Raw genomic sequence first — 25,097 nt, 5'->3', positions numbered from 1 at the left:
CGATGCCTCTAGTGTAGTCCTCGAACCAGATCACGCCTTCCCAAGTGTCGGGGGCTCCGTCGTCCCAGGACCAGAAGATAATTTCCCCCTCCGAGTTCGACTCTTGGTATGATTGTGCAAGCATAAAAAACCGTCCCCACGCAAAGCGGCATGCCGAGGGCGCGTAACTCTTTGGATCAGCACCTCCCCGGACGGGCGGTAACCCTTAGCCGGCAGCGAGAGGTTCGCAAAAGCTTCCGGTCGCCGTGACATGAGTTGCTGGAGGTGCCGGTACGCAGGTTCTCCATGAAGCTCCTCAAGGACACGCCCATCGGGAAGCTCCGTCACCCGCCGTTCACTCTGCTCGACTCTTTCGTGGCCGAGCGCGTCCGGGCCAGAGGGTGCTAATGCTTTTTGTAACGAGGGCGGTGTAATCGGTTCTTGATCGGCGCAGCCCGCGACTCCGAATGTGGCTACCACGAGCAGCACAAGAGCCGACCACCATGTGGGTCGGGCCGTGCCAGCGAAGGTGAGTGCGAACGTCGGTGCCGGGTTTCGCATCGTTCCGCCTCCATTAGGATTCCGCGGCGGTTGGTTCAGGAGCGGAAAAGACCGGCACCGCGGCCTCCGGTTTTTTCCTGATCGCGTGAGTGTGGAGGAATTCTTGTTCCGTCACGGCGCCGGTGTCAATGGCGGGTGAAATTGCACACTTTTTGCGGGTTGGAATTGCACACTTTCAGGGGGCGATCTTTTAGCTCGCCTGGGCCTCCTGGCGGCTGTTCCGCCGTTTGAAGGATGAACGCTCCGGACACCCTCCCGGTGGTGGAGGGGGAGCGGAGTTCGGCGTGAAGGTCGGCGTGGTGCCGCATGCGGTAGCTGTTGCCCTGGATGTTGACCGTCTCGTAGCAGGCCCGAAGCGTCGCACCCTCGCGGGCCAAGCTCCGGAAATACCGCTCGAGCCGCGACAGGTCGTGCGGCAACTTCGTGACCTCCCTCGGTCTCTCCCGCCCCTTTGGAAGACGGCGATCATAACAGAATCCTTGTGCGCGTCGAGACCGAGATAAATTGTATGGGACATAGGGCTGGTCCTCCTCCGTTATTCTGCACCACCGGCGCAATCACGCCGCTCTGTATGTGGCTCTGGCAACTCCTGCATTGACATGGGAGACGCTAACCCACGCCAAGGCTGGAGGGCCAGCCCTTTCATATCTTCTTGCATCCGCCTGCCCACTCTCGGAATCAGCCAGCCGGTTCGAGTGTCGCCTCTCGTGGAGGCCTTTTCGCTGCGGAGAGCAGCTCGTCCCGCGTCCGCAGCCGCGGCGACTCGGTATTCCACAGCACCAGACCGTGCACACGCATCCCCGCTCCGCGTAGCGTCTCGACCGCGCTCGACAGCTCCTTCAGCGGAGTTCTCGCCATGCGCGCGCATAGAATCACGTCGGTCGAGGAAACGATCGTCGTTGCGTCCTGCTTCGTCTGCGCCAGCGGCGCGGTGAAGACGATCATGTCGTAGCGCGACGACATCCGCTCCAGGTCTTCCTTCGCCTTCTTGACGGCGCTCGCGGTCGGCTGGCCCAGGCGCTTGCCGGCGGGGATCACGGCCAGCATCTGGTCGCGGCCGATCGTCGTGAACACCACGGCATCAGCAAGCACCACTTTTTCGGCGAGCACCGCCGTGAGGCCGGGGTCCGGCGGGATCCGGAGCGCGCCCGCGACGCCGCAGGTCACGGGATCGCCGTCGATCACCAGCGTGCTCCGCGCTTCGTAGGCCGCGATCGCCGCGACGTTCACCGCGACCGTGGACGCGATGTCCATGTCGTCGCCGGTGATGGTCACCGTATTCACCGGCGCGTCCAGCGACGACAGGCGCAAGTACAGCGTCCGGTACGTGTCGGAGACGACGTCGATGAGCGGCGGCGCCTCCACGTCCGACTGCCGCCGCGCGCGCTCCACTATCTGCTCGCGCGGGTCCACCACCGTGAGCACGCGCGTCCCCGCGGTCTGCTCCGCCTCGCGCACGTCGGCTATGTGCGGGTTGCGCACCTCGACCAGCAGCGAGACCGCGAAGCCCAGCGCGAGCGCGATCACCAGCGCCGACGCGAGCATCGCCCACGGCGGCGCGTCGACGTTGGCGATCTGCCGCGCCTGCGCCGTCATCCGGTCTATCTCCTGGTTGCGCCGACGGATCTCGACGAGCCGCGCGTTGGCCGCGTTGAGGATGCCGATCGCCTCGTTCCGCTGCACGTGCACCGCCATGGTGTCGGCGGTGGGCGTGGCCGCGACGGACGGCGCCCGCGGGGGAAGCAGCGGCTGCAGCGCCGCGCGCAGCTCGTTGCGGCGCGAGACCGCGATCGCGACCAGCGAGCGGCCGATCGAGTTCGCCCGCGCCGACAACGCGATCGCCAGCGGGTCCGCGCCGCCGAGCGCGCCGAACGTCTCCCGCTCACGCTCGATGATCGCCAGCGAGTCGAGCAGTGACTGGACGATCGGCGCGCTCCTGATCTCAGGTGAGGAGCCGAGCGCTCTGTACGCGGAAGGCAGCGGCGTGCTCTGCGCGCGCTCGATCAGCCGAGTGAGCACGGCCACTCGCGCCGTCAGCGAGTCCCGCCGCGGAATGAGATAGAACGGAAGTGTGTCGATGGATTGCGCGAGTGCCTGGGCGGCTTCCCGGCGCGCGAGAGCCAGCAGGGAATCACTCTGCGAGATGGTGGCGAGGGCGGCGATCCGCGCGTTGAGCGTGGGCTGCGAGTCGGGGCGGTCGGGGATCCGCGCCTCGACGGCCGTCGCCACGCGGGTCGCGCGGCGCGGAATCAGCACGAAGGTCACCAGCGCGGCCACGAAAGCGACTCCGCTCACCACCGCGATGCGGGCACGCCTGCGCAGCGCGTTCTTCGCGCGCGCCGACATCCCAAGCGCCCCACCGGCCCAACGCTTCATCGGTTTGAAATGTGAGCTGCCATAAGTGAAAAACGGAAGCGCGTATGCCGCGCTCCCGTTTCACTAAGCAAGTCCGCTGCCGGGCCGGTTACTCGACCGTGATGACGCCCCGCATGTTCATCGCAAGGTGCGGCGTGCAGTGGTAGTTGTAGGCGCCCGCCGGGATGTTCGCGAAGGAGATGGTGTACGTCTCGTTCAGGTTGATCATCATCGGGCTCGATAGCTCGCTGATCTGGTTCGGCATGTTGGCCGAGAGCTGCGACTTCACGTTCGCCGGGATCGTGGCGGGATCGAACGCGACGTTGTGCGGCGCGCCGCTTATCATGATCCACCGGATGCCGTCGCCGGCCTTAACGGTGATGTTCGCGGGGACGAACTTGTACTCGTTGTTCTCGAACACCATGCGCACTTCGTGCGTGGTGCCCGTGATGGGCGCCGTCGTGCCGGCCGCCGCCGGAGTCGCGGCCGGCGTCGTGGCAGCCGCTGCCGCGGCAGTGTCACCGGTCGTCGCCGTGTTGCTGGTGTCCGCGCCGCCGCACGCGAGCGCGATCATTCCCGCCGCGCCCAAAAAAATCCTGGAAATCTTCATTGCTGAAAAGGCCTCCGCCCGTGCTCGATGGTCCAACAAAGTATGTGATATTTCAATGAGGCAACCCGTACGCCGCCGAGATTGTGAATTTATTCACAAGGGCGCCGCGATGGAAGCGGACGGCAGCAATCCATCCAGATCCAGATGCTCCGTCTTCATCGCGAGCGAGCCGTCGCTGGTCCGCGGCCACTCGGCTTCGGGCCGGTCCCAGTAGAGCTCGACACCGTTTGAATCGGGGTCGTCCAGGTAGATGGCCTCGCTCACCCCGTGATCCGACGCTCCCCGCAACTTAATCCCGGCTTCGATCAGCCGCTTGAGCGCTCCGGCCAGGTCCGCCCGAGTCGGATACCGGATCGCCAGGTGGTACAGGCCGGTGGTCCGGGGCGACGGAGGGCTGCCTCCCTCGCTGTGCCAGGTGTTCAGCCCGATATGGTGGTGATATCCGCCCGCGGACACGAACGCGGCCTGCTTGCCGTACCGCTGCGTGAGCTGAAAGCCGAGCACTCCCACGTAGAACGCGAGCGACCGCTCGAGGTCGGATACCTTGAGATGCACGTGACCGATGCCGGTCCCGTCGGGCGCGCGATAGTCCGATGATCCGGCCATGTCCGGCTTCGCGCCCATCCCGGCTACCGCGCCTGCTCGTAGATGATGTCCACGGGGATCGAGCGCGTCCGCAGCCGGTCGAGATCCGCGCGCAGCGTGGGACCGATGGTCCCGTACCGCTCGTTGAACCGGCCGACTCCCTCGTAGTCCCCGTCGCCCTGCAACGTGAGGATGAGCCGCGAGAGTGAATTGGCGCCCTGGCGCATCTTCACCGGATCGACGCGGTACTTCCCGTCGGCGCCGCGCGAGAACGCGCCCATCTCCTGGAGAAAATTGAACGCGGCGACGTTCGCGCGGCCGTGCGCCGAGGCCGCGCCGAACCGGATCGAGCGGAACAGGCTCGCGAGGAACGTGACGTAGTTGTCGTCGAGCGGCGCCGTGCCCAACTCGCCCTGCGAGTGCAGCTCGCGAATCATGTACAGCCCGAGGATGTCGGCCTTTCCTTCCTCCAGCGCAGACGCGCGTTCCTTCAGCGCCGTGCGGACCGGGCCGCTTCCATTGATGGTGTTCTTGATGCCGAGCCCGTGCGCGACCTCGTGGAACATCACGTTCGAGAAGAACGCGTCGAAGGTGACGTTGCCGAGCTGATCCGCCACGACGAGCTCCCGCGCGATCGGCAGCAGAATCTTGTCGAACTTGGCCCGCATCGCGTTCTTGAGCTGGAGCCGGCGCGTGCCTTTCTGGAGCTGCACCTCCTCGTCGTTCGGCAGGTTGATCGCGATCGTCTTCGAGCCGGCGTTCGCATCTCCCGCGACGTACACCACGTCGTACGCGTTCAGATCCGAGTCGGAGCCGGGAGTTTCCTGCTTGTAGGCGTCGGGCACGGGGATCCCGCGCTGCAGCGCCGGCAGCATGGCCGCGTACTTCGACAGGCGGCTGCTCCACGCCTTGTCCTTCACCAGCACGTAGCCCTCATGCGCGGCCTTGTAGCCGAACAGCGCGTCCTCGTACGTCTCGATCGGGCCAATCACGATGTCGAGCGTATTCGACTTCATGTCCAGCCAGGCGATGTCGCTCGCCTGATACTCGTCGTTCAGCAACGCGTCGGCGCGCGTGGTCAGGTAGCGCCGCAGCCCCGCGTCCTCGGCGAGAGCGGCGGCCTCACGCAGCTTGCGCGCGGCGATCCGGTGTTGCGCGGCGAAGGCGTGATGATACGGAATCGCGACGAGGCGGCCCTGCGCGTCCCGTCGTACGATGGTGTACAGGCTCTTGAGCGAATCCGCCCGCGTGCCGCCCGCCGCGACCGCGGCCTCGAACTCCGCCTTGGTCATGTCGCGCGGATACAGGTTCGCGCCCTCCGGCTTCGGTCCGATACCCGCTATGAACGGCGCGTTGTCGTCGAGCCGATCCCACGGGCCGACGTTGAGCTCCGCGAACCGGCGCGCGAGCGGATCCGTTGTCGAGCTGAGCAGCGAGTCACGGTTGCCGTACGACTGCATCCAGAAGACGTCGTGCATGACGTGCGCTGCATCTATCAGGAGCGGCAGCATGCGCCGCTCGCCGGCGCTCAGGCCGGACATGTCGGCGGCGAGCGTTACCGGCGTGTATTTCGCCAGGCGCTCGGCGACCGACGGCAACCCGGTGGATTCACGCACGACCGGCTCCGGTGCGACAGTGGGAGCCGGAGAAGGGACACAGCCTGCGATGCCGGCGGCGACCACGGCGAGAAAGATGTTACGTCTCATTTTTCGATGCGCCTGAGGTGGGGAACACGTACGACATTCAGACAGCCACACGCTGCAAGTCAAGGATAACACCTTGGGCTCCGAAAGCAGCGAACCGCTGACGTGTCCCGTCCGAAGCCGGCTTGGAGTCATTGCCGGGACTCAAAACCCGAGCAGCAACCTCCGGTCCACCTTCGTGCTGTCGCCGACATAGGCGAACCGCATGTTCTTCATGTACTTCTGCGCGGCCGCGCGCACGTCCTGCGGCGTTACGTCCCGCAGCTCGTCCACGAACCGCTCCGCCGCCTTGTAGTCGCCGCGGAACAGCTCGGCGCGCGCCAGAAAATCCGCCTGGGCCGCGTTGGTCTCGTTGTCGAGCAGATACTCGGTCACGAATTGCGCCGACAGGCGCTTGAGACCCTGCGGGTCGATCAGCTCGCGCTGCAGCTCGGTTACGTGCTGCCGCATCAGTCCGAGCGTGACGTCCGGCGACGTCGTCGTGACGTACAGCCCGCCGAGCACTGCCGCGTTCTCGACGAACGGCGCGTGGACGTCGTACGTGAGGTTGCGCCGCGTCCGGATGTCCGCGAACATGCGGCCCGTCAGCACCGAGGTGGCGATGCGCAGGGTCTGCAGGTCGCGCTCGTTCGATACCGGACCCGCGTAGTAGCCGATCACGTAATTCGTCGGGAGCGGGCGCTGCTCGAATATCACGGTCGCCTCGCCCCGCGGCGCCGGCGGCGGCAATGTCCACCGGTAGCCGCCAGCCGGGAGCTGTGCTAGCGATCCCCGGATCAGCGACTCCAGCCTGGCGCGGTCCACGTCACCGACCACCACCAGCAGCATGCGGGACTTCACGATCTGGCCGCGCTGATATTCCCGGAGGACGTTGCTCGTCAGCTGCGAGACGGAGCCACGAGTTCCGCCTATCGGGATCGCGTACGGATGTCCCGCGAAGGCGATGCTGTCCGCGAGATAGCGCGCGAGCGCGTCGGGATCGTCCCGCCGCTGACTGATCCCCGACAGGAACTGGCCGCGCACGAGATCCACCTCGGCGGGCTGTAGCAGCGGGTGCATCAGCCGGTCGGCGAATATCGCCCACGTCGAATCGAACACGTCGGTCGTCGAGCGGATGCCGAACATGGTCCAGTCCTTTTCCGCGTCGATCACGATCTCCGTGCCCAGCCGCGACATCTTGCGGCGTAGAACGTCCCTGGGGTAGCTCCTCGTGCCGTGCTCGGACGCCTGCAGCAGCATCAGCTCGACGCCCGCGTTCTGCGGCGTGAGCTGCCGCGCGCCCCCGAGGAGATAGAGGTTGGCGGCGACGATGTTGTTGTCGGTCTCACGCAGTATGACGCGGATTCCTTCCACGTCGAACGCGATCGTGTTGTCGTCGGGCGACGGCGCCGGCCGCGCGGCGAGCGTGACCGCGCCGAGCGCCATGATTGCGAGTACGCGCGCGCGGGCGATCATCGGCCGCCTCCGATCAGCTCGGCTGTCGTCAGGTTGAGCGAGCGGCGCGCCTCGGGGTGGATCAGCACGCCCGTAATCCTCGGCTTTCCTACTATGTACTTGCTCGCGTAGCCGGTGAGATCCGCCAGCGTCTGCGCGGCCATGTTGTCCACGTAACCCATGTAATACTCCAGGCTGGCGACGCTCCACCAGAAGCCGAGTGTGTGCGCGAAGCCGGAGGAGCGCTCGCGATCGAAGGCCGACGAGACCGCGCGCTGCGCCTTGGTGGCGGCAATCTCCTCGGGGTCGAAGTAGGACGCGGTGGCGAACTTCGGGATCTCCGCGTTCAGCGCCGCGAGCGCCTGCCGCAGCCGCTGCGGCGAAGTCTGCCCGCTGATGGTGATCGGCCCGACGTTGTCGAGCGTGTAGTAGTTCACCACGATCCCGTCCCAGAGCCCGCTGTCCACCAGCCGCTGCTGCAGCCGCGAGTTGGGATCGTTCAGCACGTCGGAGAAGACGTCGGCCGCGTACGTCGCGTCCGGATCCGCGCCGACGCTCGGCCCCTGCCACTGGAGAAACACCGTAACTGCGCCGACGCCTGCTTCGTGGATTATCGCGTCGTTGCCGGCGAGTGGCGGAATCGCCGGGATGGGGTCCTTGACGAACGGATCTTCGCCCCGTGGCATGTCGCCGAGCTTGCGCTCAGCCGCGGCGAACGCCGTGGCCGGATCCACGTCACCGGTGAGTATCAGCACCGAGTTGTTCGGCACGTAATACTTGCGCTGGATGGCGCGCATCTGGGCCGGGGTTGCGTTGGCGATCACGTCGCGATCGCCGATCGTGTTCTTCCTGACCGCGTTCCCGGGATAGAGCTTCTCGTCGAGCGCCTGCGTCAGCGCGAAGAACGGGTTCGACTCGTTCCGGTCGTACTCGCCGAGCACGACCTGCCGCTCGCGCTCGAGCTCGTCCTGCCGGAAGAGCGGCTCGCGAAACGACGCCGCGAGCAGCCGGACCGCGTCGTTCAGCCGGTCCGAGGTGACCGTGATGTAGTAATTGACGTTCTCCTCGCGGGTCGAGCCGTTGAACACAGCTCCCATGTCGGCCGCGCGCTCGACGAACTCGTCCGAGCCGGGATACCGCCGGCTGGCGCGGAAGAACATGTGCTCGTACATGTGCGCGAGCCCCGCCGTCTCCGGGGTCTGCGTGAAGGAGCCGTTCTTGACGTCGATCTCGGCGGTCACGAGCGGGACGCCGTGGTTCTCGACCACTATCACCTCGAGCCCGTTCGCGAGCACGCGGCGGTGTATGATCTTCTCGAGGTCGGAGCGCTGCGCGGCGGCCGCGGGAGGCAGCGCCACGAGGGCGAGAGCGATGCCCACAGTGGCGCGCCACCTCGTCAATCCTTTTCTTAATGCCATGTCCTTACCGGATACCAGGGTTGCGGAAGATTCCTACGCGGAGCTCGCGCGCACGCTCGACAGCGCGCGGCTTCGGCGCGACGAGCTGCTTGCTCCATACACCACGTTCAAAATAGGAGGTCCGGCGGACCTCTTTTACGAAGCGGACTCCGCGGACGACCTCGCATCCTCGATCATCGCGGCCCGCCATGTCGGGATCCCATACTTCGTGCTCGGACTGGGCGCCAACATCCTGATCGGCGACAAGGGATTCCGCGGGCTCGTCATCCGGAACGCAGCGAAGCACTTCAAGTTCTCCGACGACGGAAAGCTATGGGTGGAGAGCGGCGCCGTCATGGCGGACATCATTCCGCAGGCCGTGGAGCGGGGCTGGTCGGGACTGGAGCACTACGTGGGCATCCCGAGCACGGTGGGCGGGGCGGTCTGGCAGAACCTGCATTTCCTCTCGCCGGCTCCCGAGCGGGAGCGGACGATGTTCATCGCGGAAGTGTTCGAGCGGTGCGAGCTGCTCACCGAGGCCGACGAGCGGAAGGTCGTGGATCGCGACTACATGCAGTTCGGCTACGACAGCTGCATCCTGCACTTCACGAAGGACATCGTGACGTGGGCCGAGTTCCAGCTCGCGAAGGGCGACACCGCGGTGATGCACCGGATCCTCCAGGAGAACCTGAGCTGGCGGGGCTCACGGCATCCGTGGCTGGAATTTCATCCGAGCGCCGGCTCGATCTTCAAGAAGATCGAGGGGGTGGGCGCGGGGCGGCTCGTGGATCAGTGCGGATTGAAAGGATACCGCCACGGTGACGCGCAGATCTCGCACATCCACGCCAACATCATGGTGAACCTGGGTCACGCGACGGCGAAGGACGTGCGCGAGCTGATCGCCATTGCCCAGAAGGCCGTCGAGGAGAAGTTCGGGCATCGGCTCGAGCCCGAGATCGGGTTTATCGGGGACTTTTGAAACTGGTGACTAGTGACTAGTGACCGCCCTTCTCGGTCTCGATCCACCCCTGCCACTCGCGCTCGGCGAGCCCCATCGTCAGGCGATGCTGCCAGCGAACCAGCGGAATCGTCAACAGCAACGGCTCCAAAGCGAGCTTGTCCAGCCACCGCTCGTCCGTGAGCCTGGCGGCGCCGAGCCCGAGCTCCGCGTACCGCTTCGAGTTGAGGTCGATGAGGCGCGTCACGCCGAACTTCTGCGCGAAACGCTTGAGCTCGCCGGGCGACGCGGCGCGCTCGTTCAGATCCACGAAGTGAGTCTTGATCCGCCGCTCCGCGAAAAAGCGCAGAGCTTTGCGCGTGGCGGAGCTTTTCTTTACGCCGAAGATCTGTACTTCCATCACCGCCGCGCGCGGATGAGCTCGCGGAACCGGAGCAGCTCGGCGTACAGGTTCGCGCCGGGACATTCCGTCCGCGCGTAGTCGCGGTGTGAAGCGAGCCGGTCCGCGGGAATCCCGAAGCTACGCGCGAGCGCGGGCACGATGACGTCGAGCGTCCGGCGCTGCGCGGTCGTCAGCGTGTCCTTCTGGAAATTTCCTTCGACGACGACGAGCAGATGCGATGCCGGATCGTACTCGGTGTTCGTGTCCCCGGCGTAGCGCCAGTCGCGCCCCTCGCCGACGACCCCGTCCACGCCTACATAGAAATGGTACGGCACGTCGGGCCACGCCGGTTTCAACCGGCCGCTCGCGAGCGAGTCGTCCCGCTGCGAGAACAGCTGCAGCCCGCGCAGCTTGTCCGCCACCGTCCGGTTGAAGTTCTGATTCGTTCCCGTGTGATGGATCGTGAGGCGGCTCAGCGTGTGCGCCTGCATCGGCAGCACCGGCGGCCGCGCGCCCCACTCGGCCCGCGACACGAATTGAACCTCCGGCGGAATAAGCGGTTCCGGGTGGGTGCGGGCTCCGCTGCATGCGCAGAGAGCGAGCACCGCTACCGCCGTGACGACTATTCGTGGTTGCGGCATGTCATCGACCTCCGAAAGGATGCGGCGCCGGCAAACTCTCGGCGAACCGCCATGGTTGCGGGCCGTCGCGCGTCAGCGGAACGCCGGCGAGTCGCGCGCGGACCATCGCGATCGGCATCGGTCCGCCCTGCAAGACGGCATCGTGGAACTGCCGCTCTGTCATCTTTCCGGAATCAACCAGCTCGGCATGCAGCGCGCGGAGCTGGAGCCCGCCGATCATGTACGCGATCTGATACAGCGGTGAATACTGGCCGCTGAACGAGCGCCGCACCTCGCCCTCCGCGTTGGCCCGCTCGAACGCTACCGTGTCCACCAGGAACTGAATCGCCTGCTCCGGCGTGAGCTGCCCGAGGTGAAAGCGCAGCGAGAACATGATCCGCGCGCTCCGGTGCATCCGCCAGAACAAGGCGCCAACCCGGTCCTCTGGCTTCTCCTGGAAGCCGTGGTCCCAGAGAAACATCTCCCAGTACAGCGCCTGGCCCTCGCCCCAGAACGGCGTACTGAAGAGACGACGGTGCGGATTGTACCGCGCCGACATGAAGCCCTGCAGATGATGGCCGGGATTCAGCTCGTGAAATACGACCGCGCGGGAGAAGTGCGGATTGTTGCCGCGCAAGCTCATCATCTTCTCTTCCGCCGTCATGTCCGCGGTCGGATACGAGACGATGATGGACTCGCCGCCGAGGAAGAACGGCGCAACCCGCTGCCGCTCGGGACTCATCATCTCCATCCGCCAGTCTTCCCGCGCCAGCGGCGGAATGGTCACCCAGTCGTGCCGGTCGAAGAACGCCTCGGCTTCCCGCGCGAGATCGCGGATCAGATCCGGCTGGCGGCCGGGCTCCACGTAGCTGTTCTTCACCTTCTCGACCGCGCTCTTCCAGTCGTCGCCGAAGCCCATCTCGCGCGCGGCTTTCTTCATCTCGCTCAGGCTGAACGCGTACTCCCGCTCGGCGATCGCGATCAGCTCCTGGGGGGTGTACGGAATCATCTCGTGCTCCAGGTCCTCCCGCAGACCTTGCGCGCCGATCGGGTCGCCGATGATCGGTCCGTCGTTGGCGCTCGCCGTGTCCGAGCCGCGCCCGCCTTGCGCGCCGGCCGGAGGCTGCGGCTTGAATCCCACGACGCGCTCCCGCAGCGTGCGCGCGTACCGCTTGAGTGATTCGTCCAGGCGCTTGTAGGGATCCTTCACCCACCAACTGAAGAGCGGATCGTACCCGTCGTAGTACTCGTACCAGTTCTGCATCACGCGGCTGATCTGGTCGATGTTCTCCGCCGCACGGTTCGCGACGGTCCTGGATACCGCGGGAGCAGGTACCCGCGCCCTCGTCGGCGCCGCCGCCGATGTATCACCGCGCGAAGTCGGTGTCTCGAAGCGCGCGCGCAGGCTGTCGATCTGGCGCGTTACCTCGGCGAGCGTGCTCGCGGCAGCCCGCGCATCCGGAGTGGTGAGATTCCGCCTCGCGTCCTGCAGCGCGAGCACCCGGTCGGCGAAGGGGAGCAATGCGGCCGTTTCGCTGCGCTGTGTGCCCTGCCGCCCGAGCAGATCGAGCTGATGCCTGAGGTAATTGGTGAGGAGAACGTAGTCCACCTTGCCTTCCTGACTCAGGCGGTCGAACTCGACCCGCCGGAGCTCGCTGCCCCAGCCGGAATAAAATTCGCGCATCCTGCGGCGCTGGTCGGGCGACGCGGTCGCGTCGTATCGTCGCCTGATGGACCCGAGGTCGGTGCTGAACCGGTCCACGACCGGCGCAAGCTCGCTGCCCGCGCGCGCGACGAGCGCGGAGAGATCCGGAACCGCTCCGCTCGCCGCCGTCGTCTGGGCGGCGGGATCGGCGGAGCAAAGAACCAGCGCGCCGAGTAGAACACTGACGGTTCGTCGAGTCATCACTTCTCCGTTGCGAGTGGCTCCGCCCGCAGCTCCCCGCCGCGCACCGTCGCGCCGACGACGATCGCCGCCGCGATCAACACGAGATTCTTGATGATGTACTGTCCTTCCATCGTCGGCGAATGCGGAAACGCGGTAAAAGTCTCTCCCGGGAACAGAACGAGCGGCAACATGGTGCCCGGCATCTGTACGAACAGCAGCAGCAGAGTCAGTCGCAGGAATCGTCCGAGCAGCAGCCCGATCCCGATCAGCGATTCCCAGGCGGCGAGCAGCGGCAGTCCGATCTCCGGCGTGACGAATCCGAAGGTAATTCGCTCGATGGTCCGCGCGGCAAGATCCGCCGCGGGACTCCAGCCCGGCACGAACTTGATCGCGCCGAACCAGAGAAAGACCACGCCCAGCGCGACTCGCGTGAGCGTGATCCCATGGCGAGCCATCCACGTGGTCAGACGGATGTCGATGGGCTCGAGCGGCGCGGGAAGCGTCATCGCCACACCACGACGTCTTCCAGCGGCTTGCGCGCGAGGTCGGGCACCTTCGCGTCGTCTGCCGGATATCCGACGGGCATCACCAGCATCGCCTTCTCGTTCGCGGGTCGTTGCAGAAGCTCGCCGAGGAATCCCATGGGACTTGGCGTGTGCGTCAGCGTCACGAGACCCATCCTGTGCACCGCCGCTATGAAAAAGCCCGCGGCGATGCCGCACGACTCCTGCGAATAATAGTGAGTGCGTCGCGTGCCGTCCGCGCGCAGGCCGTACGATTGACGGAAGAGAACCACCACCCACGGTGCGTCGGTGAGATGCGCCTTGTGCTCGTCGGTCCCGAGCAGCGCGAGCGCCTCGAGCCAGGCGTCCGGCGCTTTGCCATGATAGAACGCGTGCTCCTCGCGCTCGGCGGCTGCGCGTATCCGGGTCTTCAGCTCCGCATCGGATACCGCGACGAAGGTCCATGGCTGCTGGTGCGCGCCGCTCGGCGCGGTAGCCGCGGCACGTATCGCCCATTCGATGGCCTCGCGCGGTACCGGGTCGCGCGAGAAATGGCGCGTCGTGCGGCGCTTGCTCATCTCAGCGTAAAAAGCGCGGCCGCGGGTGAGCGTCACATCGAGCGGAATGCGATCGAATGCGAGCGGGATCATACGCGCGACCGCCGATTGCAGCTGAACACCGGGCGAAGGTGCCGCGCCGGGCGGGGTTGCGCAACCGCCCGGCGCGCGGAGCGCTACGGCCTTGTCACCCCGGGCCTGCTCGCGAACACCTCGCTCCAGCGGATCCGCCCGGTCAGCTGCATCGCGACGAACAGCGTCACGATCGAGCCGATGGTGATCGCCAGCCCGGTGAAGCCCCTGAAGAAGAACGCGTAGGAGAAGAGCACCAGATAGATGAACTGCGCGAGCGCGGCTTCGCGGAAGGCGAACTGCCGCCCGATAGCGAGTCGGAGATAGCTCACAACCAGGAAGATCGACACCGCCGACGCGACGAGAAACGCCAGGTGGATGGAGATGTGGTCCACCAGGTATGCCAGCAGCAGGTGGAAGGAAAAGAACGCCGCGGCCAGGAAGGCGTAGTTCATCGGATGGATGTCAATCCCGCGAATCGTGGTGATGAGGAAGATCACGGCGAAGAAAAAGAGCAGCGACACCGGCGCGAAGAGCGAGATCTCGCCGGCGAGCGGCCCGGGCTGGAGCTTCTCGGGCATGTCCATGCCGATTTGGAAACCCGACAGGAGATTGCTGTAGCGCCACTTCAAATCCCAGCCTTCGCCGCCCTCGGTTTTTTCGGTCGGAGAGAGTGTGCTCTCGGGAAAATCGATGTCCTCGAAGTCGGTCTTCATTCCGAGCTCGAAGTCGCGCACTTCCGCCACGTCGTTGCCGAGCACGTACCGCCACTGGTCGAGTCCCTGCGAGCGGTAGGACACGCCGAGGGTGACGGCATCGCCCACGGGCACGCGGGCGAGGGCCATGATCGCCTGGTCGCGGGTCTCGTACGCCGCCGGCTGTCCGTTAATGGTGACCTGCAGTCCGTCGTAGATCGCCTGGGACGCCGGCAGCCGGAACTCGAGCGCCACCGAGTCGGAGGCCGTCGTGTTCCTGAAGCGGAACGTCCCGGCGAAGGAGACGCCGTACGTGCTGTACCAGAGCAGTCCCTTCTGCCGGTGGTCGAGATCGAACGCGACGTTCGCTCTCGTCTGGTCGAGCGCCAGCGGCACACGCACGCGAACTGTTTCGGACCGCGTATCCGTCGTGCCGGCCGGAGCAGTGGTGATGTCGCGGCGAGCGTCGGGCGGCGGGCGGCGCGGCGCCTCGAGCACGCGCACCTCGATCCGCTCGGTGTAGGCGGACGGGGCCTGCTGCGCCTGCGCGGTTCCCCAGGTGGATCCGACGCGCCCGCGCAGGTGCCGGTCGGAGGACTGCGTCCGTTGGAAGATCGTGGCGCCGAGCAGCAACCAGGCGGCGGTCGTGACGGCGAAGATGAAAGCGATGGCGAAGAGGCGCTTGCCCATGGTAATCCGGTGAGGTTACCAAGGACGATAAAGTACTTGGCGTTATAAAGTCAACTCCGGATCAACCCCGCTTCCCCCGGAGCACGCTCTCGCACGCTGCCAGACACCCGCGCACCGTCGCGACGGTGTGATCGCCCATGTGCCCAATTCGGAAGGTCGTCTCCTTCAGCGCGCCGTACCCCGCGCCCACCGTGTAGCCGCCGGCGCGCACTTCGGTGATGAACCACTGCGGCGTGAAGCCCTCGGGCAGCCTGATGGCCGACACCGTCGGCGATCGCTCGCCCGGCTTCGCGACGATGGCGATCCCGCGATCCTCGAGGCGCCCCGCCCAATCCACGACTTCCTGCTGCATCGCGGCATGCCGCGCCCAGCGCGCTTCCATCCCCTCCGCAACGATCGACCGCAGCTGCGCGTCCGCCGCGAAGAGGAGCGAGACCGCCGGCGTGTTCGGCGTCTGGTTCTTCGCCGCGAGCTCGTCGAACTCGCCGATGTCGAAGTACACGCCGCGCCCGGCGACGCGCCGCGCGCCCTCGACGAAATCCAGCGACGCGGCCGCGAAAGCGAGTCCGGGAGGAAGCGCCAACGCCTTCTGGGAACCGGTGAGCACGTAGTCGCACTGCCATTCGTCGAACTCGAGCGGAGCGCCCCCCAGGCCGGACACGCTGTCGATCAGGCAGAGCGCGCCGTGCTCGTGCGCGGCGTCGCTGATCGCGCGCGCGTCGTTGAGCACGCCGGTGGAAGTCTCCGAGTGCACAACCGTCACCGCCGCGTACCGCGCAGAACTCAGCCTTCTTTCTACTTCCGCGACGTCGTGCGCGCTTCCCGCCGGCACCTCGTACCGGTCGCACTCGCGGCCGCACATGTCCGCGATCTTCGCGAATCGCTCCGAGAAACCACCATTCACGAGCGCGAGGATTCTTCCGGCGGGCGCGCACCGGATGGCTGCCTCCATCAAGCCAGTCGCGGAGGAAGTGCTCACATATACGGGACGCTGCGTGCGGAAGACCGCCCGCAGCCCCGTCTGGATCCGCGCGAACAGCGCCTCGAACTCCGGCCCGCGGTGCGCGATCATCGGCTGCGTCATGGCGGCCAATACGTCGGGGCGCACGTCGGTGGGCCCCGGCACGAAAAACCTTCCGAACGAATAGGTCACTCTGAACCCTCGGTGCCGAGCACCAGCCGCTCCAGCGCGGCGAAGGAGCCGACGGTGAAATCCGCGATCGCGACGACCGGCTCGCGCCGCACGAATCCGGTGAACGCCGCGAACGCGTCGGCAATGGGGCGGATCTCCGCGTCCGTCATCCCATCACCCACCGCGAGTACCGGCGGCGCGAGCTGCAGCCCTTCCGCGACCGTTCGCTTTCCACCCTGGAGTACGAGCGGCTCGGTCGCATCGAACGAAGAGAAGTCTCCGCGCGCGTCGAAGCCGCACGCCACGGCGTGCACGCGCTCCGCGGGCAGCCCCAGTCGCGCGGCGAAGGGAGCGACGGCGTCGCGAAGGCCGCTCGTCACCACGTCGAGCCGCACACCGGCCGAGCCCAGTCGCTCGATCGCGCCGGCTGCTCCCGGCGCGACGTTCTTCCAGTAGGCTTCCGCCAGCTCCACGAGCTCGGCCGCTGCCGGCTTCACCACTTCGAGCCGCGCGCCGTACACCTCCTCGATCGAGCGCTCGCCGGCCATTGCCTCCGCGGTCAGACGCGCCACCTTCCGCCCAACCTCCGGCCCGCGCCGCGCCGCGAGCCAGTCGATCCCTTCAATTCCGGAGAGGGTGGAATCGACGTCGAGAATGATGGAAGAAAATCTGGGCACTAGGCCGCCAGTATCGAGCCAGTAATGTTACTGGCTACCGCGCAAAGGTCACAACGGTCGCCGTGCGCACGCCCGGAATTCCGAGCAGCTGCGCCCGAACCTCCTCGCCGACGGCTCCATCCACCGACACCGCGGCGAGCGCGTCGCCGCCCTGGGCAAGCCGCGCCTGGTGGTACTCGGCGATGTTGATGCGCGCCTCGCCGAGCACGGTTCCCACGCGCCCGATCACGCCCGGGACGTCTTCGTTGGTGAGAATCAGCAGCGTGCCGCGCGGCTGCACGTCCACATGGAACGCCCCGATCCGCGTAAGCCGGACGGGCGCCGTCGGCGATGCCGTGCCGGCCACCGCGATCTCCTGCATCCCCGCCGAGATGCGGATCTCGACCTCATCGTCCGCCGACCCGGACGCGGATTCCAGCGACGACAGCTCGATGCCGCGCTGCGCGGCTAGCGTGCGCGCGTTGATCACGTTCAGCCGGTCGCCCTCGACGATGCCTTCCAGCACGCCGACCGCGGCGGCGGCCAGGAGCGCTTCGCTCGCCCCCACGTGCGCGGAGCCCGCGCGGACGGACACGCGCTGCACCGCGCGATTTCCCTGCGTGGCGAGGATCGCGCGGCCCACCGCGGCGGCGCGCTCGCTCAGCCGGAGCGCGGGCTTGAGCTCGTCCCAGCGCACGCCCTCGACGGACGCGATGTTGATCGAGCGCGACAGCTCGCCGCCCAGCAGAGTCTCGCGCACCGCGGCGCACACGTCACGCGCGACGTTGCGCTGCGCTTCAATCGTGGACGCGCCGATGTGCGGTGTCAAAAAGAGATTCGGCGCCGAGCGCAGCGGGTCGTCGGCCGGCAGCGGCTCCCTGGAGAACACGTCCAGCGCCGCGCCCGCGAGTCTGCCGCTTTTCAGCGCCGCCGCGAGCGCGTCTTCCTCGACGATCCCGCCGCGTGCGAGGTTCACAACGATCGCACCCGCCTTGAGCTTGCCGAGCTCGCGCTTGCCGACCATTCCCCGCGTCTCGTCCGTGAGCGGTGTGTGAATGGTGACGACGTCGCTCAGCGCGAGCAGCGAGTCAAGCGAGTCGGCGCGCTCTACGCGCAGTCCCTGGAATCGCGTTTCGGGCACGTACGGATCGTACGCGACGACCGCCATCTCGAACGCGGCCGCGCGGCGTGCGACTTCAGATCCGATGCGTCCGAGCCCGACGATGCCGAGCGTTCTCCCCTTGAGCTCGCCGCCAAGCAGCTCGGAGCGGCGCCATTCGCCCGCGTGCATCGTGCGGTCGGCCATCGGGAGACCGCGCAGCAGACTGAGCAGCGAGCCGAAGACCAGCTCTGCGACGGCGACCGTGTTGCCGGCCGGCGCGTTGATGATCGCGATCCCGAGCTCGGTCGCGGTGTCCATCGCGATGTTGTCCACCCCCACACCGGCGCGTCCGATCACGCGAATCTTCTTCGCCGCGCGCAGCAGCTCCGGCGTCACGCGCGTCGCGCTCCGTCCCACGAGCGCGTCGTATTCGCCGATGCGCTGGATCAGCTCGGCGGCGGGCAGCGTCGACACCTCGTCGACCTCGAGTTGCGGGTCGGCGGCGAGCAACGCGACGCCCTCGGGATCTATGCCGTCGGTGAGGAGGACTTTGAATTTCAAGGGCGCTATTGGCTATTGGATCGTAAAGGTATTTGACGTTCCGATACAACGGCGTCCGTGAATGAGCCATTATATCGTTATGGACTTTTCCCCCGCCTGGCTTCTTCGCAACCGCCACGTGCAGACGCTCTGGGGCAAGCTCGCGCGGAAGCTGCCGCCGGCGCCGACGCGGCTGGAACGGTGGGACACGCCGGACGGCGATTTCATCGAGCTGCACCGCATCGCCGGCGAGCCCGGCTCGCCGCGGCTGGTGATCCTGCACGGCCTCGAGGGGACGATCCGGTCGCACTACGCGCAAGCGCTGCTGCACGAGGCGGCTCGCCGCGGATGGGGGGCCGATCTGTTGATCTTCCGCTCGTGCGGAGGCGAGATGAACCGCGCGCGCCGGTTCTACCACTCCGGCGAGACGACCGACATCGCGCTGGTCATCGACCGGCTCGTCGCCGCCGAGCCCGGCCGCACGATAGTCGCGGCCGGCGTCTCCCTCGGCGGAAACGTGCTGCTGAAATACCTCGGCGAGCGCGGAGAGGCCGTGCCCCCGCAGCTCAAGGCGGCCGCCGCCGTATCGGTTCCGTTCGACCTCGCGCGCTCCTCCATCCAGATCCAGCGGGGATTCGCGAGATTGTATCAGTGGCACTTCATGCGCTCGCTGCGCCGAAAAGCCGCGGCCAAGCTGGAGCAGTTTCCAGACATCGCGCCGGCAGACGCGCTGCCGCGGCTCAGAACGATGTACGACTTCGACAACGTCATCACCGCGCCCCTTCACGGCTTCGCGGACGCCGACGATTATTACCGGAGGTCCAGCTCGATCGGCTGGCTACACGGGATCAGGCGGCCCACGCTGCTGCTGAGCGCGACGGACGATCCCTTCCTTCCATCCGAGGTGTTCGACCGGGTCCGGGAGATCGCGGCCCGAAACAGCTGGTTGACGCTCGATTTTCCCGCGCGCGGCGGCCACGCCGGGTTCATAGCCGGCGATGGCCGGCGATTGAAATACTTCGCGGAGCGGCGCGTGTGCGACTTTCTTGCATCACACCTGCGTCCGCAAATACAGGAGAGAATCGCATGAGACCAGTGATCACAAAGCTCGCTCTGCCGTTGCTTGCTCTCACAGCATGCATGAGGGCATCGACGCCCGCGGCGGACGAGCCCTTCGAACACGCGCCTGGCGCGACGGACGCCTCGACGCGGCTGACCACGTCTCCGAGGCATGCCGAATGGGTCACCGTCTCCACCGGCCCGGGCGACAGCGTGCGCGCGTGGGTCGTGTACCCGGAGCGGAGGACCAAGGCGCCGGTCGTGATCGTGGTGCACGAGATCTTCGGGCTCTCGCCGTGGATCCGCAGCGTGGCGGATCAGCTCGCGGCGGACGGCTTTCTGGCAGTCGCGCCCGACCTGCTCACCATGAAGAACATCCCCGGCTCGCCGGAGAATCCCGACGGTCAGGCAGCGAGAGCGGCCATCCAGACACTCGACATGAACGACGTGCATCGCCAGATCTCAGCGGTCGCGCGGCATGCGATGGCTCTGCCCGCGGCGGCGCCGCGCTACGGAATCATGGGATTCTGCTGGGGCGGCGCGGTGTCCTTCGAGCACGCGGTTCGCTCGCCTGGTCTGGGAGCGTCGGTCGTCTATTATGGAACATCCCCGGCACCCGCGCGGCTGACATCGGTCCGTGCGCCCGTGCTCGGGCTGTACGGGAGCGACGACGCACGCGTCAATGCCACGGTTCCGCCAGCGGACTCCGCCATGAAAGCGCTGGGCAAGACCTATCGGCCGATCTTCTATGAGGGCGCCGGACACGGCTTCCTCCGGCAGCAGGACGGGCGCGAAGGAAAGAACCTCGCCGCGGCGACGGCAGCCTGGCCGGAGACCATCTCCTGGTTCCGGACGCACCTGGGCAGATGACCGTGACGCCGGCTGTCTGGTTCTTTACGGCGGCCTTCATCGCGGGCCTCGTGCTCGCCGTGTTCGCGATGTTGCGCGGAGTCGAGAAGCGCACGGACGACGAGATCAAGCGCCCGCTCGCGGGACTCAACCTTCCCGTATTCGGGATGGCGCTGATCGCATTCGGGGCCGTAGGCTATTTGCTCTCGCGCTACAGCGGAATGGGATTCCCCGCGCGCCTGCTGATCGCCGCGCTCTCGGGCGGGGCCGCGTACGCCGGGATGACGCTGCTACTCGCCAAGTGGGCGCTGCGCGCGCCGCTGGAGGATCCGCACGAGCTGCAGGAGCTGATCCAGGGACACATTGCCGTCGTAGTTCAGGACATCACTCCCACGCAGCCCGGCAGAATCGAGTACGCGCTCAATGGGCATCATCATTCGGTGGAGGCGCGGAGCCTCGACGGCAAGCCGATAGCGGCGGGAACCGAAGTCGTCATAGATCAACAGAAAGACCACGTCGCGTACGTCGAGCCCTGGGCGTCGGTGGAGCCGCGTCTCTGAGCGATGTCGGATGCCGCGCTCTTCATCGCACTGTTCGGCGGGCTGTTCGTCATCCGGCTGATCGCGGCGACCGTGGTATTTCTTTGGATTCTTCCCGACGGTGATCGCTGCCCGTGCTGCGACGCCGAGACGCTGCGTGTGGAGTCGCGCGGTGCGTTGAAGGCGATGCCGTGGTTCCGCTCGAGCTGGTGCTACGAGTGCGACTGGCACGGGCTGCATCGCGTGCGACGTACGACTTGTTTGCCCTTTCCCGCAGCATCCGTCAACGATCAGGCTGGCTCGCTGTCCAACCATCAGGCAAGGCGGACTCGTGCGGCGTGAACGCGATCGCCGCCAACCTTCGGCGTGACGGATCCGTTCGGTAACACGATCTTCGTGATCGGTTCGCCCGCCCACATCTTGAAGCCGTAGCCGCTCACCCGCAGGATTGTCGGTACAATCCCATCTTCGCGGAGCTCTCATGCGTGGCCTCGCTCGCATAGCACCACTGTCCATGCTCCTGCTCGCAGGAGTGACCGGTACCACCCGCGCCCAGACCACGGGCCGCCAGTCGAGCCTGCGATTCGAGATCACCTTCCCGGCCGAGCGAAGTCGCGCGCCACTGGACGGCCGCCTTCTGCTGCTCATCTCGACGGACACCGCGGGCGAGCCCCGTTTCCAGATCAGCGACGCGCCGGGCACGCAGCAGGTCTTCGGCGTCGACGTCGATGGCTGGAAGCCGGGAGAGACGCGCACAGTGGATGCGAGCGCGTTCGGCTATCCGCTTCGCTCGCTCGCCGGCATGCCGCGCGGCACGTACCGCGTGCAGGCGCTCATCAACCGGTACGAGACGTTCCGTCGCAGCGACGGGCACGTGGTGAAGCTCCCGCCCGACATGGGCGAGGGACAACAATGGAGTCGCAAGCCGGGCAACCTGTATTCCACGCCCCGCGCCGTCACCCTCGATCCCGCAGCAAGCAACCTCGTGCGACTGACGCTGGACAACGAGATTCCGCCCGTCGCGGACTTCGCGAGACAGGAAACCGATTACGTGAAGTACGTGCGGATTCGCAGCGAACGGCTGTCGCGGTTCTGGGGACGCGACATGCACCTCGCCGCGTGGGTGCTGCTGCCATGGGGATTCAACGAGCATCCCAACGCGCGTTATCCGCTCATGGTCTTTCACGGCCACTTTCCGGCCAGCCTGGGCGGATGGCGCGAGACACCGCCCGACAGCACGCTCGCTCCCGACTTCAGCACTCGCTTCAACCTGCGGGGTTACAACCGCATCCAACAGGAGCATGCCTGGCGGTTCTACCGGGACTGGACCGGGCCCGGGTTCCCGCGCGCGCTGCTGATCGAGATTCAGCACGCCACTCCGTTCTACGACGACTCCTATGCCGTGAACTCGGTGAACAACGGACCGTACGGTGACGCAATTCAGTACGAGCTGATCCCCGAGATCGAGCGGCGCTTCCGCGGAATTGGCCAGGGCTGGGCGCGATTCACCTTCGGCGGCTCGACGGGCGGCTGGGAAGCGATGGCCGTGCAGATGTTCTATCCGGACGAGTACAACGGCGCGTGGGTCGCGTGCCCGGACCCGATCGACTTTCGCGCGTACACCGTCGTCAACATCTACGCGGACTCCAACGCCTACTACCGCGACGGTCCCTTCAAGCGCGTGCCGCGCCCCGGTCAGCGCAATTATCTCGGCCATCTCCTGACGACGCTCGAGCAGTCGAATCACAGGGAGCTGGCACTCGGCACACGCAGCCGCTCGGGCGACCAGTGGGACGTGTGGGAATCGGTCTATTCACCGGTCGGCGACGACGGCTATCCGAAGCCGATCTGGAACAAGCTCACCGGCGAGATCGACCACTCGGTGGCAGAGTTCTGGCGCGAGAACTACGACCTTTCGCACATCCTGCGGCGCGACTGGCAGACGCTCGGCCCCAAGCTGCGCGGGAAGCTGCGCATCTACGTGGGCGACATGGACAACTACTACCTGAACAACGCGGTCTATCTCGTGGAAGATTTTCTGCGCTCCGCGGATCCTCCCGCCGACGCGGTGGTGGACTATGGCAACCGCGCCGAGCACTGCTGGAACGGCGACCACACGCGGGCCAACGCGTACTCGCGGCTGCGCTATCCGCAGATGGTGCTGCCGTGGGCGGTAGAGCGGATGTTAGCGACGGCTCCTGCCGGGGCGGACCTCGCCAGCTGGCGGTACTGAGACGCGCGATAGTTCACGACACTAAACCGAAATACGAAACCGCCTAGATTCCGTCGCATGGCGGCAGCGCGCACCAATCCCATGACGGAACAGAACTTCGACGTCCTCGTCGTGGGCGCGGGCCACGCCGGCACCGAGGCGGCGGTCGCGGCGGCTCGCCTCGGCGCAACTGTCGGACTAGTCACCAGCGCGCTCGAGACGATCGGCCAGATGTCGTGCAACCCCGCGATCGGCGGCGTGGCCAAAGGCACGGTGGTGCGCGAAGTGGACGCGCTCGGCGGGATCATGGGACGCGCGACGGATCTCTCCACGCTCCAGTTCCGGATGTTGAATCGCGGCAAAGGACCGGCCGTATGGTCTCCGCGCGCGCAATGCGACCGCGGCCTGTACCGCCGCGCGGCGCGCTCGCTGCTCGAGCGGCACGCCGGCCTGCAAACCATCCAGGGCACCGTCGCGCGGTTGCTCATGGACGGCGACTCGGTCCGCGGAGTCGAGACGCTCGAAGGCCGCCGCTTCGGCGCGAAGACGGTCGTGATCACCACCGGTACGTTCCTGCGCGGGCGCATGCACATCGGAACGACCACGCAGATCTCCGGCGGCCGCGCGGGCGACGCAGCGACCACGCATCTCGCCGAGCAGTTGGAGAGCGCGGGCCTTCAGGTCGCGCGCTTCAAGACGGGAACTCCGCCGCGCATCGACGGACGCACCGTGGATTTCAGCTCGCTCGCGATCCAGGAGAGCGAGATCGATCAGTTCGACTACTCATGGTCGCATTTCTGGACCGAGCCGCGCGTGTCGAACGGGGCCACGCGTCATCCGCCGCAGCTTCCCTGCTGGATCACGCACCTCGGCGCCGCCGGCAAGGAGATCATCACCCGCAACATCGAGCAGTCGGCGATGTATGGCGGCGCGATCGCGTCGCGCGGGCCACGGTACTGCCCGTCCGTCGAGGACAAGATCGTGAAGTTTCCCGCGGCCGAGAGTCACCAGCTTTTCCTCGAGCCCGAGGGACACGAGACGGCGGAGCTATACGTGAACGGGCTGTCGACGTCGCTGCCTGCGCCGGTACAGCTCGAGATCCTGCGGTCGATTCCCGGGCTCGAGCGGGTCCGGATGAACCGCGCGGGCTACGCGATCGAGTACGACTACTATCCACCGACGCAGCTCGACCAGACGCTCCAGGTAAAGGCCATGCCGGGGTTGTTCTTCGCGGGACAGATCAACGGCACGACCGGATACGAGGAAGCGGCGGGACAGGGGCTCGTCGCCGGCGCGAACGCGGCGCTGCGCGTGTTGGATCGCGAGCCGCTGGTGCTGGGTCGGGAGACCTCGTACATCGGCGTGCTGGTAGACGACCTTGTCACGCGGGGCGTGGACGAGCCGTATCGCCTGTTCACTTCGCGCTCGGAGTTTCGCCTGACGGTGCGGCAGGACAACGCGCTGCAGCGCCTCTCGCCGATCGCGATCCGGCTCGCCCTGTACACCGACGACGAGCGCGCGATAGCCGAGCGGCGCGTGGGAGAGGTTCGCGGCGCGATAGCCGCGGCCGAGAGCGGCAGCATCCGCCCCGAGCAAGCCGACCCGGTGCTGCTCCGCGCGGGCGGGACGCCGCTCAAGCACGCAATGAAGATCAGCGAAGTGGCGAAGAGGAACGGTGTCGCGCTGTCGGCGCTGTTCGCCGCCGTCGGAGCGGGAACGGAGCTCGGGGCCGACTCGGTGCTGAGCGCGGAGCTGGAGATCAAGTACGCCGGCTACTTCGAGCGCGAGCGGGCGCACGCGGACCGCATGTCACGCATGGGGGAGATGAAGCTTGAAGCCGATCTTCCCTACGACGAGATGACGATGCTCTCGTTCGAGGCGCGGCAAAAGCTGGCGCACGTCCGGCCGCGCACGCTGGCGCAGGCATCGCGGATACCGGGAGTGAATCCGAGCGATCTGCAGAACCTCGTGATCGAGGTCGAGCGGTGGCGGAGGGGCGTGGTAACTGGTGACTAGTGA

General features: G+C 66.6%; 23 protein-coding genes. 7 read left to right on the top strand and 16 right to left on the bottom strand.

Features of this window, described 5'->3' with window-relative positions; translation table 11 throughout:
- Window positions 1-665 precede the first annotated feature (665 nt).
- From WEA80_06830 to WEA80_06800, 7 genes are all read right to left on the bottom strand, one after another.
- Window positions 666-959 carry a hypothetical protein gene (locus tag WEA80_06830; GenBank protein MEX1186286.1) on the bottom strand — a complete coding sequence of 98 codons (294 nt, stop codon included), beginning with the start codon at window positions 957-959 and terminating at the stop codon, window positions 666-668.
- A 259-nt stretch (window positions 960-1,218) separates the two neighbouring features.
- Complete coding sequence (locus tag WEA80_06825; protein MEX1186285.1) at window positions 1,219-2,886, bottom strand: hypothetical protein; 1,668 nt, start codon at window positions 2,884-2,886, stop codon at window positions 1,219-1,221.
- Window positions 2,887-3,004: 118 nt separating this feature from the next.
- Window positions 3,005-3,505 carry a plastocyanin/azurin family copper-binding protein gene (locus WEA80_06820; protein MEX1186284.1) on the bottom strand — a complete coding sequence of 167 codons (501 nt, stop codon included), beginning with the start codon at window positions 3,503-3,505 and terminating at the stop codon, window positions 3,005-3,007.
- Between the two features lie 93 nt (window positions 3,506-3,598).
- Window positions 3,599-4,129, bottom strand: coding sequence for a VOC family protein (locus WEA80_06815; GenBank protein ID MEX1186283.1), 531 nt, complete (start codon window positions 4,127-4,129; stop codon window positions 3,599-3,601).
- Between the two features lie 5 nt (window positions 4,130-4,134).
- Window positions 4,135-5,796, bottom strand: coding sequence for a hypothetical protein (locus tag WEA80_06810; protein MEX1186282.1), 1,662 nt, complete (start codon window positions 5,794-5,796; stop codon window positions 4,135-4,137).
- Between the two features lie 141 nt (window positions 5,797-5,937).
- Window positions 5,938-7,248: a pitrilysin family protein gene (locus tag WEA80_06805; GenBank protein ID MEX1186281.1), complete on the bottom strand. Its 1,311-nt coding sequence runs from the start codon at window positions 7,246-7,248 to the stop codon at window positions 5,938-5,940.
- On the bottom strand, window positions 7,245-8,645 hold the full coding sequence (locus tag WEA80_06800; GenBank protein ID MEX1186280.1) for a pitrilysin family protein: 1,401 nt from the start codon (window positions 8,643-8,645) through the stop codon (window positions 7,245-7,247). Before WEA80_06800 ends, WEA80_06805 begins: the two co-directional genes overlap by 4 nt.
- Between WEA80_06800 and murB the strand changes: the two genes are divergently transcribed.
- Window positions 8,644-9,603: a UDP-N-acetylmuramate dehydrogenase gene (gene murB, locus WEA80_06795; protein ID MEX1186279.1), complete on the top strand. Its 960-nt coding sequence runs from the start codon at window positions 8,644-8,646 to the stop codon at window positions 9,601-9,603. The two genes, WEA80_06800 and murB, sit on opposite strands and share 2 nt — an antisense overlap.
- 16 nt (window positions 9,604-9,619) lie before the next feature.
- Here murB and WEA80_06790 read toward each other — a convergent pair whose 3' ends face one another.
- From WEA80_06790 to serA, 9 genes are all read right to left on the bottom strand, one after another.
- Window positions 9,620-9,982, bottom strand: a complete 363-nt coding sequence (locus WEA80_06790; GenBank protein MEX1186278.1) for an ArsC/Spx/MgsR family protein — start codon at window positions 9,980-9,982, stop codon at window positions 9,620-9,622.
- On the bottom strand, window positions 9,982-10,605 hold the full coding sequence (locus tag WEA80_06785) for an N-acetylmuramoyl-L-alanine amidase (protein MEX1186277.1): 624 nt from the start codon (window positions 10,603-10,605) through the stop codon (window positions 9,982-9,984). Before WEA80_06785 ends, WEA80_06790 begins: the two co-directional genes overlap by 1 nt.
- 1 nt (window position 10,606) lies before the next feature.
- Window positions 10,607-12,490 (bottom strand): DUF885 family protein, encoded by a 1,884-nt coding sequence (locus tag WEA80_06780; protein ID MEX1186276.1) that lies wholly within the window; start codon window positions 12,488-12,490, stop codon window positions 10,607-10,609.
- The gene (locus tag WEA80_06775; GenBank protein MEX1186275.1) at window positions 12,490-12,978 is read right to left on the bottom strand and encodes a DoxX family membrane protein; all 489 of its coding nucleotides are present in this window, start codon (window positions 12,976-12,978) and stop codon (window positions 12,490-12,492) included. Before WEA80_06775 ends, WEA80_06780 begins: the two co-directional genes overlap by 1 nt.
- Window positions 12,975-13,625 carry a nitroreductase family protein gene (locus tag WEA80_06770; protein MEX1186274.1) on the bottom strand — a complete coding sequence of 217 codons (651 nt, stop codon included), beginning with the start codon at window positions 13,623-13,625 and terminating at the stop codon, window positions 12,975-12,977. The genes WEA80_06775 and WEA80_06770 overlap by 4 nt, the downstream gene beginning before the upstream one ends.
- Window positions 13,626-13,708: 83 nt before the next feature.
- Window positions 13,709-14,989: an inner membrane CreD family protein gene (locus tag WEA80_06765; GenBank protein MEX1186273.1), complete on the bottom strand. Its 1,281-nt coding sequence runs from the start codon at window positions 14,987-14,989 to the stop codon at window positions 13,709-13,711.
- 61 nt (window positions 14,990-15,050) lie between these two features.
- Entirely contained in the window at window positions 15,051-16,142 is a 1,092-nt protein-coding gene (locus tag WEA80_06760) for an alanine--glyoxylate aminotransferase family protein (protein ID MEX1186272.1), read from the bottom strand.
- Window positions 16,139-16,798: a haloacid dehalogenase-like hydrolase gene (locus tag WEA80_06755; protein MEX1186271.1), complete on the bottom strand. Its 660-nt coding sequence runs from the start codon at window positions 16,796-16,798 to the stop codon at window positions 16,139-16,141. Before WEA80_06755 ends, WEA80_06760 begins: the two co-directional genes overlap by 4 nt.
- A gap of 34 nt (window positions 16,799-16,832) precedes the next feature.
- Entirely contained in the window at window positions 16,833-18,440 is a 1,608-nt protein-coding gene (gene serA, locus WEA80_06750) for a phosphoglycerate dehydrogenase (GenBank protein MEX1186270.1), read from the bottom strand.
- Between the two features lie 61 nt (window positions 18,441-18,501).
- On the opposite strand from serA, the gene WEA80_06745 reads away from it, so the two are divergent.
- From WEA80_06745 to mnmG, 6 genes are all read left to right on the top strand, one after another.
- Window positions 18,502-19,509, top strand: a complete 1,008-nt coding sequence (locus WEA80_06745; protein MEX1186269.1) for a hydrolase — start codon at window positions 18,502-18,504, stop codon at window positions 19,507-19,509.
- 50 nt (window positions 19,510-19,559) lie between these two features.
- A complete protein-coding gene (locus WEA80_06740; GenBank protein MEX1186268.1) occupies window positions 19,560-20,348 on the top strand; it encodes a dienelactone hydrolase family protein in 789 nt (262 codons plus the stop codon).
- 2 nt (window positions 20,349-20,350) lie between these two features.
- The gene (locus WEA80_06735; GenBank protein MEX1186267.1) at window positions 20,351-20,887 is read left to right on the top strand and encodes a hypothetical protein; all 537 of its coding nucleotides are present in this window, start codon (window positions 20,351-20,353) and stop codon (window positions 20,885-20,887) included.
- 3 nt (window positions 20,888-20,890) lie between these two features.
- The gene (locus WEA80_06730) at window positions 20,891-21,208 is read left to right on the top strand and encodes a hypothetical protein (protein ID MEX1186266.1); all 318 of its coding nucleotides are present in this window, start codon (window positions 20,891-20,893) and stop codon (window positions 21,206-21,208) included.
- Window positions 21,209-21,347: 139 nt separating this feature from the next.
- Entirely contained in the window at window positions 21,348-23,099 is a 1,752-nt protein-coding gene (locus tag WEA80_06725; GenBank protein MEX1186265.1) for a hypothetical protein, read from the top strand.
- A 57-nt stretch (window positions 23,100-23,156) separates the two neighbouring features.
- Window positions 23,157-25,094, top strand: coding sequence for a tRNA uridine-5-carboxymethylaminomethyl(34) synthesis enzyme MnmG (mnmG, locus tag WEA80_06720; GenBank protein ID MEX1186264.1), 1,938 nt, complete (start codon window positions 23,157-23,159; stop codon window positions 25,092-25,094).
- The last annotated feature ends 3 nt before the right edge of the window (window positions 25,095-25,097 follow it).

This window comes from Gemmatimonadaceae bacterium, from assembly GCA_040882285.1.
Lineage (GTDB): Bacteria > Gemmatimonadota > Gemmatimonadetes > Gemmatimonadales > Gemmatimonadaceae > JACDCY01.
This window is presented reverse-complemented; position numbering and strand designations above follow the sequence as displayed.